General features: G+C 64.0%; 13 protein-coding genes and 1 tRNA gene. 4 read left to right on the forward strand and 10 right to left on the reverse strand.

Annotation, left to right across the window (positions count from 1 at the left end):
* Window positions 1-7: 7 nt before the first annotated feature.
* Window positions 8-1,234: a DNA polymerase IV gene (gene dinB / locus EPN59_RS01450; RefSeq protein WP_293042299.1), complete on the reverse strand. Its 1,227-nt coding sequence runs from the start codon at window positions 1,232-1,234 to the stop codon at window positions 8-10.
* Between the two features lie 123 nt (window positions 1,235-1,357).
* On the opposite strand from dinB, the gene EPN59_RS01455 reads away from it, so the two are divergent.
* Entirely contained in the window at window positions 1,358-1,678 is a 321-nt protein-coding gene (locus EPN59_RS01455; protein ID WP_293042396.1) for an aspartate/glutamate racemase family protein, read from the forward strand.
* An 86-nt stretch (window positions 1,679-1,764) separates the two neighbouring features.
* On the opposite strand, the gene EPN59_RS01460 is transcribed toward EPN59_RS01455, so the two are convergent.
* Together EPN59_RS01460 and EPN59_RS01465 are read right to left on the reverse strand one after the other, a co-directional pair.
* Window positions 1,765-1,841 (reverse strand) — tRNA-Met (locus EPN59_RS01460).
* Window positions 1,842-1,965: 124 nt separating this feature from the next.
* A complete protein-coding gene (locus tag EPN59_RS01465; protein ID WP_293042296.1) occupies window positions 1,966-2,547 on the reverse strand; it encodes a PadR family transcriptional regulator in 582 nt (193 codons plus the stop codon).
* A 224-nt stretch (window positions 2,548-2,771) separates the two neighbouring features.
* Between EPN59_RS01465 and EPN59_RS01470 the strand changes: the two genes are divergently transcribed.
* Complete coding sequence (locus EPN59_RS01470; protein WP_293042293.1) at window positions 2,772-3,782, forward strand: nitronate monooxygenase family protein; 1,011 nt, start codon at window positions 2,772-2,774, stop codon at window positions 3,780-3,782.
* Between the two features lie 49 nt (window positions 3,783-3,831).
* Here EPN59_RS01470 and EPN59_RS01475 read toward each other — a convergent pair whose 3' ends face one another.
* Window positions 3,832-4,011, reverse strand: coding sequence for a hypothetical protein (locus tag EPN59_RS01475; protein ID WP_293042290.1), 180 nt, complete (start codon window positions 4,009-4,011; stop codon window positions 3,832-3,834).
* Window positions 4,012-4,270: 259 nt separating this feature from the next.
* Between EPN59_RS01475 and EPN59_RS01480 the strand changes: the two genes are divergently transcribed.
* Complete coding sequence (locus tag EPN59_RS01480) at window positions 4,271-5,530, forward strand: site-specific integrase (RefSeq protein WP_293042287.1); 1,260 nt, start codon at window positions 4,271-4,273, stop codon at window positions 5,528-5,530.
* A gap of 4 nt (window positions 5,531-5,534) precedes the next feature.
* Here the strand turns inward: EPN59_RS01480 and EPN59_RS01485 are convergent, their stop codons facing one another.
* From EPN59_RS01485 to EPN59_RS01510, 6 genes are read right to left on the reverse strand one after another with little or no spacing between them, the layout of a single operon-like run.
* Window positions 5,535-6,116, reverse strand: coding sequence for a hypothetical protein (locus EPN59_RS01485; RefSeq protein WP_293045386.1), 582 nt, complete (start codon window positions 6,114-6,116; stop codon window positions 5,535-5,537).
* Between the two features lies 1 nt (window position 6,117).
* Complete coding sequence (locus EPN59_RS01490) at window positions 6,118-6,600, reverse strand: glycosyl hydrolase 108 family protein (protein WP_293042281.1); 483 nt, start codon at window positions 6,598-6,600, stop codon at window positions 6,118-6,120.
* Window positions 6,597-6,800, reverse strand: a complete 204-nt coding sequence (locus tag EPN59_RS01495; protein ID WP_293042278.1) for a hypothetical protein — start codon at window positions 6,798-6,800, stop codon at window positions 6,597-6,599. The genes EPN59_RS01490 and EPN59_RS01495 overlap by 4 nt, the downstream gene beginning before the upstream one ends.
* Before the next feature lie 21 nt (window positions 6,801-6,821).
* Window positions 6,822-7,043: a hypothetical protein gene (locus EPN59_RS01500; protein WP_293042276.1), complete on the reverse strand. Its 222-nt coding sequence runs from the start codon at window positions 7,041-7,043 to the stop codon at window positions 6,822-6,824.
* Window positions 7,043-9,163 carry a phage tailspike protein gene (locus tag EPN59_RS01505; RefSeq protein WP_293042273.1) on the reverse strand — a complete coding sequence of 707 codons (2,121 nt, stop codon included), beginning with the start codon at window positions 9,161-9,163 and terminating at the stop codon, window positions 7,043-7,045. Before EPN59_RS01505 ends, EPN59_RS01500 begins: the two co-directional genes overlap by 1 nt.
* Window positions 9,164-9,166: 3 nt before the next feature.
* Entirely contained in the window at window positions 9,167-13,024 is a 3,858-nt protein-coding gene (locus EPN59_RS01510) for a transglycosylase SLT domain-containing protein (RefSeq protein WP_363928526.1), read from the reverse strand.
* A gap of 13 nt (window positions 13,025-13,037) precedes the next feature.
* Here EPN59_RS01510 and EPN59_RS01515 point away from each other — a divergent pair, with 13 nt between their 5' ends.
* Window positions 13,038-13,406, forward strand: coding sequence for an NUMOD4 domain-containing protein (locus EPN59_RS01515; protein WP_293034018.1), 369 nt, complete (start codon window positions 13,038-13,040; stop codon window positions 13,404-13,406).
* Window positions 13,407-13,428: the final 22 nt, after the last annotated feature.

Here is a 13,428-nt window from a genome sequence, read left to right on the forward strand (position 1 = left end):
GCACCCTCTACGCGTCGGGCGTGAGGAGGCCGTCGTTGGGATCTGCGTTGGGATCTGCGTTGGGATCTGCGTTGGGATCTGCGTTGGGATCTGCGTTGGGATCTGCGTTGGGATCTGCGTTGGGATCTGCGTTGGGATTTTCGTCGGGATCTTCATCAAAGAGCGCGAACTGGCCGCGCAGCGCGGCATTCTCCTCTTCGAGCCGCACGCCCACACCGAGCAGACGCACCGCTTGCTTGCGCCGCGCAAGGCCCTTTTCGAGCATGGCGAGGAATATCGGCAGGCCGGTTGCATCACCGACGCACTCGACCGTCGTACGCTGAAAATTCGCGAAGCGGATCTTCACGAACAGCTTGCGCACCGCATGCGCGCAACCCGCGCGCTCGATGCGCGCATCGAGTTGCACGGCGAGCGGCTCAAGCGCTGCGCAGCATGCTTCGAGCGTGAGCAGATCGTTGACGTAAGTCGTCTCGACGCTCACCGATTTGCGCTCCTGGTCCGCGCGCACGGGCCGCTCGTCGATGCCGCGCGACAGTTCGTAAAGCCGCTTGCCGAACACGCCGAACTGACGATGCAGATCGATCAGCGACCACGTGCGCAACTGCGCGCACGTCGAGAGCCCGAGCTTTTCGAGCTTCGCGGCCGTCACCTTGCCGACGCCGTGAATCTTGCGTACCGGCAACGCCGCCACGAACGCATCGACTTCGTGCGGGCGCACGACGCAAAGGCCATCGGGCTTGTTCCAGTCGGAGGCGATCTTCGCGATGAATTTGCTCGGCCCGACGCCCGCAGAAACCGTGACGCCCACCGTCGCGCGCACGCGCTCGCGGATTTCCTGTGCGATCAGCGTGGCGCTGCCCTTGCAGCGCGTGGCGTGCGTTACGTCGAGATAGGCCTCGTCGAGCGAGAGCGGCTCCACGTCGGGCGTGTAGTCGCGATAGATCGCCATGATCTGACGTGACGCGATGCGGTACTTTTCCATCGCCGTCGGCAGAATCAGCAGATCCGGGCACTTGCGCATGGCGAGCGCCGACGACATCGCCGAATGAATGCCGAAGCGCCGCGCCTCGTAATTGCAGGTGGCGATGACGCCGCGCTGGTCGGGCCGCCCGCCGACGGCGAGCGCGCGCCCGCGCAACGACGGATCGTCGCGCATTTCGACCGACGCATAGAAACAGTCGCAGTCGCAGTGGATGATCTTGCGAGCGGAGCCTGATGCGGCCGGCGGCGGCATAGCGGAAGATGACGCGTTCAAGGTATCGATACTGTACAAAAATACAGTATTCTTTTCAAGACAACTGTCAGCGAGCCGTCCCCAGGCTGTACCGCTGCCGTGACGGCATACCGTACCTGTACGCTGTTGGACGCGAGCCTATACTCGTGCGGACCAGACGGCTTGCGGACGAAAGAACGAGATCGAGCAGAAGTGCATCGGATCATCTACGACGAGCTTTGCCACGGCATCGTGAAAGCAGATTCGCGGCGTGTTTATCAGCGTGTGATCGAAGACCTGAAGGCGCGCAGTGCGCAGGCGGTGATTCTCGGCTGCACGGAAATCACGCTGCTGATCGGGGCCGACGATTCGGCACTGCCCGTGTTTGATACCACGGCATTGCATGCGCGCGCGGCCGTCGATTGGGCGATTGGTGCGTCGACTGGTGCGTCGATTGATACGTAAAACGCGGTGCGAAATGCGCAGTGAAAATGAAAAAGCCCGCATGACTTGCATCATGCGGGCTTTGCGAAACTTGCTGACGACCAGCTTGGTTGCGGGGGTAGGATTTGAACCTACGACCTTCGGGTTATGAGCCCGACGAGCTGCCAGACTGCTCCACCCCGCGTCCGTCAGAGATAAAGATTATAGTCAGCTACAATCATGATGTCAAACATTTTCTCGATGCGGGTGAATAGCGCGGTATCAAACGTGCCGCCTGTCCAAACGTTTATGCACACAGCGCGCGAGACTTAATCTGCACTGCGAAGCGGATCACAACACCGCTTCTCATCGGAATCGGCATCGACATCGAGCAACGGCAGCACGTCCGCGGCCCATTCGAGCCACACCTCCTGCGCGCGTATCCCCGCCTTCAGAATCGCATACTGCAATTGCTGGCCGCGCGTGAGCGACGGCGTTCCGAAGTCGCGCTGCTCGATCTCGCGGTACAAAACGAGCTGCGCCCGGTTCTCGTCGATCAAGCGCAACAGTTCGTCGCGAAGACCAAGCGGGCCGACCACCGCATCCGCGCGCAGCTTCAGCAGGAACGCATTTCGATCCTCGCGCCCGAGCGGCGTCTCGCGCACCCAGCGCACGACTTCCTCGCGCCCCACTGCCAGCACGCAATAAACCTTTCGGCGCGTTGCGGCCTCGGCCTCGTCTTCGACGACGGCGACCCACCCCGCCTCCACCATGCGACCGAGTTCGCGATAGATCTGCTGATGCGTGGCGCGCCAGAAAAAACCAATCGCGCGATCGAAGCGCCGCGCGAGGTCGTAGCCGCTGGCCGGCTTTTCCAGCAAGGCGATCAGAATGGCGTGGGGTGTCGACATCCGCTGATTCTAAACCACGGGCTGCGCCGCACCGTCCCTCAAATCATTCGAATACGGGCACTATGCAACTGGTTGCATAGTGCCCGTCCGTTTGCTATGTTTATCCGGTCGAGCCGCCGCGCGCCCCGCCGCGCCGCGGTCTTGGCGCCTTCCGAATACCACGAGAAGAACATGAACATGACGGCGCCCGCGTCCGGCCGCCGTCGCCCTCCCAGGAGATATGGATGTCCCTGCCCGCCGTGCTGCGACGCGGCCTGTCGATTCCGGTCGTCGGCTCGCCGCTCTTCATCATTTCGAACCCCGATCTCGTCATCGCGCAGTGCAAGGCGGGCGTCGTCGGCTCATTCCCGGCGCTCAACGCGCGGCCCGCGCACGTGCTCGGCGAATGGCTGGATCGCATCACGACCGAACTCGCCGACTACAACGCCAAACATCCCGACCAGCCCGCCGCGCCGTTCGCGGTGAATCAGATCGTCCACAAGTCGAATGACCGCCTCCAGCACGATCTCGGCGTCTGCGCCGAGTACAAGGTGCCCATCGTCATCACGTCGCTCGGCGCGCGCGAGGAAGTCAATCACGCCGTGCATGCGTGGGGCGGCATCGTGCTGCACGACATCATCAACAATACGTTCGCGAAGAAGGCCATCGAGAAAGGCGCCGACGGCCTGATCGCCGTCGCCGCGGGCGCAGGCGGCCACGCAGGCACGCTCTCGCCGTTCGCGCTGATTCACGAGATTCGCGAATGGTTCGACGGGCCGCTGCTGCTGTCGGGCGCCATCGGCAATGGCAATGCGATCCTCGCCGCACAGGCCGCGGGCGCCGATCTCGCCTATATCGGCTCGGCGTTCATCGCAACGAACGAAGCGAACGCCGTCGAGGCGTACAAGCAGATGATCGTCGACAGCAACGCGAGCGACATCGTCTACTCCAATCTTTTCACGGGCGTTTACGGCAACTATCTGCGCCAGAGCATCGCGGCGAGCGGGCTCGATCCGGACGCCCTGCCCGTGTCCGATCCGTCGAAGATGAACTTCGGCTCGGCGAACGCGAAAGCGTGGAAAGACATCTGGGGTTCGGGCCAGGGCATCGGCGCGGTGAAGAGCGTCGTGCCGGCCGCCGAACTGATCGCGCGTCTTAAGCGCGAGTACGATGCCGCGCGCGAGCGCCTCGGCGTCGCGGCCACTGCGGCCACTGCGGCCACTGCGGCCGCTACGGCCGAGACGGTCACGGCATAAGCCGCCCGGAGAAGCACAAACGCGAAGCCGGTATATGTCGGCTTCGCGTTCATCCCCTCTGCGCCTCGATGCGCACGATCTCGGATTCCACCGCTTCTTTCACGGCATCTTCGACATCACGCGCGCGCGTCGGCACCGCAAGCGCGCAAACGCAGCCCGCAGCCGAGCCGCGACAGACGGTGACGCGATTCACGCCGGCTGTCCGAAGCAGTTCATAATGACGCGTCATGCGCGCCCGCCGCTGCGGCGCGCGTTCTGTTTCAACGCAGTCAGCCGACCGAGCCTTACATGAAAATCGCCACCTGCAATCCGCAGGGGAATCCCGGCGTGTATCTCGGTGTCTCAAAAGCCGCGCCCCGCTTGGCGATCGTCCGGTTTTCATGCTCCCGCGTGTCTCAGTTTGCAGCTACCTAGCACGCCCGAAACGGGTAGCTAGGTGGGTAGCTAGCCTATAATCGGCCCCGGCTACCCACCAGCTACCCACCCCCATGGCGAAAACCACCAACAATCTCGACGACATCCAGATCCGGCGCTGGATCGCCGCCGGCGAGCCGGTCGCGAAGTCAGACGGCGACGGCCTGACCTTCACACTTTCGAAAGCCGGGACGGCAGCCTGGGTGCTCCGGTACCGGATCGGTGGCGGCCGCCGGCGCGAGCTGACGCTCGGCAACTATCCAGACGTTTCGCTCGCCGCCGCGCGCAAGCTGGCGCGCACGCACCGGGCCGCGATCGACGCCGGCGCCGATCCGGCCACCGAGAAGAAGACGCAGAAGGCTCGCTCGGTCGCCGCGTGGACGGTCGCGATGCTGGCCGACGACTTCGAGGACAAGGTGCTGAAGGCACCCCTTGCCGACGGCACGATCTACTACCGGAAGTGGGATCTGAACAACGTCATGCGGCCGAAGCTCGGTTCGATGGAAGTGCGCGCGGTACAGGCGGCCGACGTCGTGCACATGATCGAGGGCGCGGGCCGGTCGTGGACGGTCAGCAAGCGCATCCTGACGACCGCGACGCAGCTGTTCGAACACGCGGCCGGCAAGCGCATGATCGACGCGAACCCGTGCGCCGGCATCAAGCTGAAGGCGATCATGGGCCCGCGGCCGCCGGTCAAGGCGCGCGTAATGCTGACCGAGGACGAGCTGCGCACGTTGCTCGTCGACGTCGACACGACGATCGGCCGAGAGAATGGCCTCGCGCTGCGCATCCTGCTTGCGACGTGCGTGCGCTCGGTCGAGCTCGCGAAGGCCCGGTGGGAATACGTCGACTTCGAGCGCAACACCTGGTTCGTGCCGGACGGCAACGTGAAGACGCGCACCGGCTTCCTCGTCCCAGTCACGCCGACCGTGCGGCACTGGTTCGAATGCCTGAAGGCGATCGCGGGTGATTCGGAGTGGGTGCTGCCCGCGCGCACGTCGATCCGCCGGAACAAGCACGGCGACACGCATGTCGGCGCGACGACGCTATGGGCGGCGATCGACCGCGCCTTCACGCGCGGCGGCCTCGATATCCGGCGCTTCACCCCGCACGACACGCGCAGCACGGCCAAGGGGCACATGCGCAACATGAAGATCGCGAACGAGATCACCGAACTCGCACTGAACCACAAGCTGAAGGGGATGGAGCGGATCTACGACGTGCGGGAAGATATTCCGGAGCGACGCGCTGCGCTCGAGCTGTGGGCCGCGTTCATCGTGTCGTGCGCCGAGGGCCGACAGTGGAACGTCATCTCGATGAACGCAGCCGCGTGACGCGCTACCCGCGATTGTCGGTCGGAATGCGCGGGTCAGCCTGCATCTTGCCGCGGAAGTAGCTGGCGACACCGAGGATCGGCAACGCAGTGCCATTGAGCGCCGCTTGCGCCGTCAGCATCTGGGGGATCAGCGACAGGATGTCGGGCTTCACGCCGAAGAACATGACGGCCAGATAGGCAACCGTGATATTCAATCCCGCCGTCACCATGTTGAGCGCGAACGCGAACCCGATCGCCGGTCGCCAGCTGTATGTCGGCCAGTGATCCGCCTTCGCCTCGACCTGCATCGTCTGGTTGACCGCCGCGGTATCGGCCGTATCGGCCGCGAGTTCGGCCTTCGTGATGTCGGCAGCGATCTGCGCCATCTCGACCTGCGACTCGACGACCTTCGTTTGGAATTGCATGGCGAGGTCTGGGTTAGCTTGGATCGCGGCGAGCGCGGCGTCCGGCGTTGACGTGCCGGTGACGGCCTGCGCCACGCCGACGACCTTCTGCGCTACGTTCTCGGCCTTCGAGCCGCCGAGCCATCCGGCGATCATGGGTGCGAACTGGGCCAGCGCCATGGCGATGGGAATGAGCGGCATGTCAGGAAGCTCCTTTCAGCAGGTTTGCAGAGGTGCGGTGGATCCAGCCGCGCCCGAACGTCGGCCACGGCTTGCAGGCGGTGAGGTAGTTCTGCCGGACGGCAATGAAGCGCATGATGAAGCGCGAGGGATCGGCGCTCTTGACCGCGGCGATCGTGGCCGGACCGAGCACGCCATCGGCGCGCACGCCAGCCGCCTGCTGCATCCACAGCACGACATGTCCGCCGTTATAGTTCGCGTCGAGCAGCTGGAAGCCAATGCGCGGGTCGTACTCGTCGCAGTGCAGTGGATCCCAATACAGGTGCTTGGCGATCGCCTTCGCCGTCTCGCGCGGCAGCTCGCGCATCGGGCCGGTATAGCCGCTCGCACGCGCGACACGCTCTGTCACGCCCCACATCGTCTCGCCGCCCGGATCCTTCGGGTTGTTCGAATAGCCGCCCTCGTTGCCAATCAGCGCATCAAACGCATCGTCGAAGCTGCTCATCGCGCACCTTCCTTTCTCGGAAAGAGCCGGTCGCGGATCTGCAGCAGCAGCACGACGATTGTCAGCAGACCGACGTACCATGAAATGTCGTGTCCATTCAGCCACGTCCAGAACGTCACGATGCCGCCGGCGGGCGCGGCAATGGGTGACGTTGCACTTGCAACTGCGCTCGCCGCGCTATCAAGCAGTTCTTTTTTCATGGGTTCCCCGGTTCGTCAGTGTTATGGCGACATTGCCGCCTTGCGTTTTTGCGCAAATCTGTCCTCGAGCCGCTTCGAATATTTTTTCGGCTTCGGCATGGCTGCCAGTCGCGCCCTTGCTTCGGCGCGGCGTTGCTCGCGCTCCGCGATAGACTCCGGATCATGCGGCGAGCGATATTCCACCCGGTTCCAATAATCCTGCACGTCCTCGATGAGGAAGGTCACCGGCAGTTCGCGCATCATCACCATCCCTGTTGAGTTTCGGTCCACATGATCGTGGCGCGATAGGCGGCGCTCGCCGTGCCGCCGGTTGCGTTGAGGTTCGTGCCGTCGATATAACCGAGCGTCAACGGCCGCATTTCGCCCGACGCGCCCTTGTAAAACGCCTGCGCCATCAGGCCCTTCTGCTGGGCGCTGGTGATGCCGTGCGCAACCGTCAGATTGCCCGAACCGTCGAGCGTGCCGGTCAGGCGCTTGGTCTTCATCGCGCCGGTCAGGTAGCCGTTCGTGAAGTCGTTCCCGGGCGGACCGCTGTTGTTCGACACCACCATGTTGACCATCGTGGCGGGCAGCGACATGCCCCAGCCAAGCAGCGCGTTATCCTCGATGACGTGGTTTTCGTCGACGACCACCTGAACGAAGTTTCCGGTACCGGTGCCCTTATCGGTCGCACGGCAATTCGTGATAGTCGCGCGACCGCCGGCGGCCACCGCGATAACGGCGTTCGCGGGGCTGGTGTTCTGCGGCAGCGTGAACTGCACGCCATCTACAATCAGCTGGTTCGTGCCGGAGCTGGCCGCCACGCTCACCGCTTGCGCGTCGCCCGAGATCCGGATCATGCCGCCGACAATCGACAGATATCCCGACGAGATCGTTCCGGGACCGGACAGCTGAATCAGCGGATTCGTGGTCGCGACGGCCGCCTCGATTTCGCAGCCAGCAACCTTCAGCATGCCGCCGGTCTGATAGATCGCCTGGTTGGCCGCGAAACCGACCGACATGAAGCAGGCCGACATCGAGATATCGCCAGCGGACATGTAGAGTCCGCCGTACGTATCGAAGTCGGTGTTGATGACCTCGCCGAACGTGCTGCCGCTTGCGCTCGACGTGAAGTTGACCTGCTTACCGTTGTTGATCAACAGGCTGTCTGACAGGCGGAAGTCATCGCAGCGGGCCGACTGGACGCCGGTCGTGTTGCCGTCGTTGAAGATCGCCACCTGGTTCGTCGTGAGATCGAAGTTCCAAAAATGCAGCTTGTTGATCCGCACCGAATCCTGCGCGCCATCGATATTGACGCCGAAGTTGTACGCCGACATCTCGAGCTGCGTGATGAACGCGCCGCCCGAGTTGGTGCCGCCGGCCATATCGATGCCGGTCATGGCCTGCGTAATGGCCATGTTCTCAACGGTGAAGCGCGGCGTGCTGCGCATGTACAGCGCAGGCGGAAAGTTCGTCAGGTTCGCGCGCGTTCCCGTATCCGGCTGAACGAAGGTGATCTTCAGGTTGCGGAAGTGCGGGCCTTCCTCCCCCGTGTTACCGATGAACACACCCAGCGCGGACAGGTTGAACGTCGCGAGCGCCTTGAAGACCGAGATCTGACGGCCATCGCCCTCGAAGATCTGGCCTTTCGTCGTGTACGAAATGCCGTTCGTGAGCCCGTAGAACGCGCTCGGCTTCGGAGCGAAGATGCGCAGCCCAGTTGCAACGGCGTTCTGGATCGGGGTCGTGTCGTCGGATCCGTCGCCCTTCGCGCCGGCCTGCATCAACGAGATGCGTCCGAGGTGCTGCAGCTTCCAGCGGCCGCCGTCCGTCGGGTTGACGATGATCGTGACGCCATTGTCTGCACTGGCCGTATCGTTCGGATCGTACTGATACGGGCCGCCCCCACCATCATGGGCGGCATAATAGCCCGTCACGAACGCACGGGTGTAGGTCGCCTTCGAGATCGTGCGCAGCACGGCAATCGAATCGACAACACGATTCACGCGATTCGCAAACTGCTGGTCAAGCGTCGTGCCATCGAAGCCGATTTGCCCCGCGCCGCCGGAGCCGACCTGGTTCGCTAGCGGATTCGTGTAGTTCGGAATCGACAGGCAGAGGTTGCCGTTCGAGTCGTTCACCAGCAGCGCGTACGAGGCGGCGTTCACGAAGAAGGGCTGCGGCGATCCGTTGAGCGAAACGAAGCCATTCGTCGTCGTGAGCGGCTGCGTCATCGGGATCGTCATCGCCGCGTCCTGGTACACCGTCAGCTGGTTCGTCACCGGATTGGTGTTAGCGGTGCCGATGTAGACGCTGCCCTTCTGCAGCGGCTTGCCGAGCAGGTCAGTGAAAAACGCGATCGGATTGACAACCATGTTGCCCATAGGTCACCTGTTCGTGTTGCTGTTGGCCGCGGGCTCCGCAGCGTTGACGATGCCGAGCAGCCAGCGCTCGCGCGATGCGGGATCGTTGGCGCCCATTGCGCTGCGCGCGAGGTCGTAGAAGCGGCGGAATGTCGAGGAGTTGGCAGCGGCCTTCACTACCTGCGGCGCGGGCGCGGCGCCGGACTTCGCAAGCTGCTGAAACTCGGGCGAGACGATCAGCTCGTCGGCCGCCTTCATGACGTCGGGCTTCCCTTTCGACAGCGCGCTGATCACTGCATGACTGAGGCCAGCGCCAATAGGCCCAGCGACGCTCGCAGCACCCGCCGCGGCCGCGGTACCGATATGGCCGACTGCTGCCTGGCGAGCGGTATTCATGACCTTTGAGACGAGGCCGTCGGCATGCGCGTTGAGCTCTTCGCGGGCGGCCATGATGCGGCCCGTTGTGATGTTCTCGCGTGTCGCGTTCGAGATGCCGCGCGAGACCTTTGCGAGGTCTGCGAGTTGCTGACGACTCTCAGCCGGCAGATTCGCCAGCACTGCATTCGCGGCCTGAGAATTTTTCATCAGGCCATCCCACCAGTCGGCGAAGGTCTTGAAGTTGAGGTCGCCGTTTTTCGTGGCTTTGCCGAAGGCGTATGCGAGGCCGCTCGACGTCACCTGCTGGCGCATGCCAGACGGCACGGCCTTGATGATGTCGACGAACTTCGAGACGTCGCCCTTCGGCAGCGCCGCCATCGCCGTGCCGAGCTTGCCGACGAGCGAGTCGCCGAGCTGCTTGCCGTAGAGGGAGGTGAGATCGTCCTCGATGCTCTTGCGCATCTGGACCGTCGCGCGGGCCGTGTCGAACTTCTCGAGCGCGCCTGGAACGGTCGAAAGCGCGCCGCGCTGCGCCTCTGAGATGCGCCCATAGAGCGCCTTCAGCAGCCCGGTGTCTGCATCCTTGAACGGCCCCTGATTGCGCAGGCCCGCGCCGACGTTCTTGCGCACGTCGTCGAGCAGCGCATAGGTCGGGTTCTTCACCTGAGGCTTGAGACCGAGCGTGGCCGGATCGATCTCCTGGCCGCCGACCATCATCGGCACCTTCGCGGGCGTGAGCTTCGATTGGATCATGCGCTCGACTGGCGAGAGGTTCTTCGCGCCGCCCAGCTCATCGGCCCGCTGTGCGATGAAGTCGAGTACGGGCGACGGATCGACGTCCATCTTCGCCGGCACGCTCTTGCGCAGATCGTCGTACAGCCCCTCGGCCTTCTGGTCGAGCTGCTGCTGCGTGTTCATGAGGTCGTTCTTCACCGAGGCAGACAGCTGACTCAGATCACTCATGCCGCCCGCATCCTCGACAATCTTCTGCCCGCGCTGCGCGACCTGCTGAAGGCCCTGCATCTCCTCAGCACGCGCGAGGCTGCCCGGCGTCGATTTGATCGCCTGCGCGAGCTCGATCGCAGCCTGGTTCGTTGTGAGGTGGTCGGGTTGCAGGTTGTCGGCGATACCGAGACGCTCGGCGGCCGCCAAACGCTCAGCATCGGGCGCCATCTGGGCTGCAAGCGTCTGCTGCGCCGTTTGCTTCCCGATGCCGAATGGCGCGCGGCCGGCGCCGACCGCGATGCGCGTTTGCGCGGCGAGCTGGTCGGCGGGCAGGAACTCATGTGAGGCGGACGTGAGCGGCGATGCTGCCGGATTCACCGGTGACTCCGCGCGGGCCGCGCTTTCTTCTGCGGCAGCCGGCGGCGTCATGGCGGCCGTAGCCTCCGGCGCAGCGCTCGCCGCGGCTTCCGGCGCTTGAGCAGCCGCCGCCGGTGCAGGCGCCTCCATCGCGCCGCGCGCGGCCGCCGCCATCGGATTCTGTTGCGCGGGCACCGTGCGCGGCATTGAGGCGAGCTGCTGGTCGATTTCCTGCACGCGCTGGAGCGCGCGCGAGCCTTCGGCCTGCTGGGCATGCGCTGCCTGAAGACGGACCATCTGATCCTGATACGCGCTCATCTCGCCCGAGAGCTGCTTTTGCGCGAGCGCGCGCGCGTCGCCGAACTTCATGCCCTGTTGCTGCTGCAGCATCTTCGTGCGGTCCGCCACGGAATCGAACGACTTCCCTTCCAGCGACGCGATCTGATCCTGCACGGATGTATCGCCCTTCTGGGGCGCGTTGGCCGCTGTCTGGATAAGTTGCTCGCGCTCGGCCTGCAGCGCCTCAATCGCGGGGTTCGGAACCTGCGGCGCGCCGGGGTTGAGCGTCGTGGCGAGGTTGGCCGGCGCCGATGATCCAGCGGGAGCCGCGCTAGCGCTGGGCTGTGCGGTGGCTGGAACACTTTCGGCCGCAGATGTTCCAGTCGGCGAACCACCCTCTTGTGCTGCGGCCATCGTCGGCTCGATGCGTTCGGCGCCGGCTGCTGCTGCCTGCGGCAGTTCTTTCGCGAGTGCGGCCATGACCTTCGACGCCGCTGCGGGCGAAAGCGCGGTCGTGAGAAGGTTCACGGCCATGCCCAGCATCGGGCTGCCAGTTGCCTGATGCACCGCTTCGCCAACCGTGCCGCCTGCCGCGCCTGCCGCGATCATGCCGGGGATCGCCTTCAGCGCCATGCCCGGGACCGGCACTGTCAGCGCGCCTGCGCCCTGCGCGGCCGATTGCAGCACCTTCTCGCGTGGTGTCTGTGCAGTCGGCATGCCGTTGCGATCCATGACTGCCGTGGCCGTCTCGCCGACGCTTGGAATGGCTTCGCCGATCTGCGTTGCTCCGACGCCCGTTTGCTGCGTCGGAATCGGTGCTGATCCAGCCAGATGCGTTCCGAGCGCTTGATCGATTGCAGGCAGTACGGGTCCCTGAGCGATCGCATTCACCATACGAGTGGGCGCATCGATCAAACCTTTTGCCCTATCGACGAGACCGCCCGCTGCATCGGAAAGACCTTGCACATAGCCGCGCGCCGCAATGCCCCCCTCACGCCCGGGCGTCGCCGGCGGCGGCCCAGTCAGGTTGGCGCCCGGCGGCAACGTGATCGCGCCGCTCTGCACGTCCTTCTGAAGCTGCGCGACGTCCTCGGGTGACATCAGGCCACTATTGAATGCGCTCACGAGTTGCTGCGGTGCGACCGGTGCCTGCGGCGCAGGAGGATTGACGCCCATGCCAGACGGCAGCACGATGCGGCCGCTGTTCACGTCCTGCTCGAACGCGGCCTTGTCCTCGGGACTCATCTGGCCGGACTTGTACGCGTCGTAGATGCGCGCGAGCGGAGATGGCCCGTTGCTGCCGCTGTCAAGTGCACCCGGAGCCGAGCCGATGTTCGGCAGCGGCGCGACCGCATAGGGATTCGACGACGACGGCGAGAACGACGACTGCGGCGCGCTGTCCGGAAGCGAGCCGGGCGCAGCGCCGATGTTCGGCAGCGGCTGCACCTGGTACGCGCTCGACGGGTTGCCGAACGACGGCGTCGCATCAGCGTTGTTCGGCGATGCGCCCGTCACGCGCTTCGTGTAGGCCATCGTCTTCGGCCCCCACTGGCTTTGATCGTTGCCGCCGTGGTACGCCGCCGTCGCGAGCACGGCATTGCCGCCGTAGCGCCCGAGGTTTTGCTTGAGCAGGTAGGCAGCACCGTACGCGGCCATCTGCGGGTTCAGATACGGATCAACGCCGGTCTGATCGATGATGGCCTGCCGTGTCGCCGGTACTATCTGATATGGAGTTTTCGCAGACGCGCTGCTAACCTGATCGGCGTTCGACCGCTCGCCTTTCGTTCGAATGTTGGTAAGCCATGCGGAAGGAATTCCAATAGCAGAAGACGCTGCCTGATCGGCGGCGTCATAGGCTGGATCCTTATAACTCGTCGGAAATGCGCTGGGATCGTAATCAGCCATTTGCGCGCTCCCCCACATATCGAGGAATCAAATGGAAGAGTGGCGTCCCGTTGTCGGTTTCGAAGGCCTTTACGACGTTTCCAGCCACGGTCGAATCAGAACCGTCGCCCATCAGGTCAATTACAAAAACATCAAGAAGCGCACTATTCCAAGCCGCCTTCGATCCACGAAGGCGCTCCTCAAGGGATATCCGGCCGTGAATCTCTCGAACGGAAAAATCACAAAGATGCGCACTGTCCACGTGATGGTGCTTGAGGCATTCGTCGGACCGCGTCCATCGCAGGCTCATGACGGTTTCCATGAAGACGGAAATCCATTGAATGCCCGTCTTGACAACTTGCAGTGGAAAGAAAAGAAGTACGTGAAGCGCGCATCGATCGCGCGCGCCCTGCGTGGGTGATGCTCCGCATCGGGGGGGCATT

The sequence above is a fragment of the Paraburkholderia sp. genome (assembly GCF_004298475.1).
Lineage (GTDB): Bacteria > Pseudomonadota > Gammaproteobacteria > Burkholderiales > Burkholderiaceae > Paraburkholderia > Paraburkholderia denitrificans.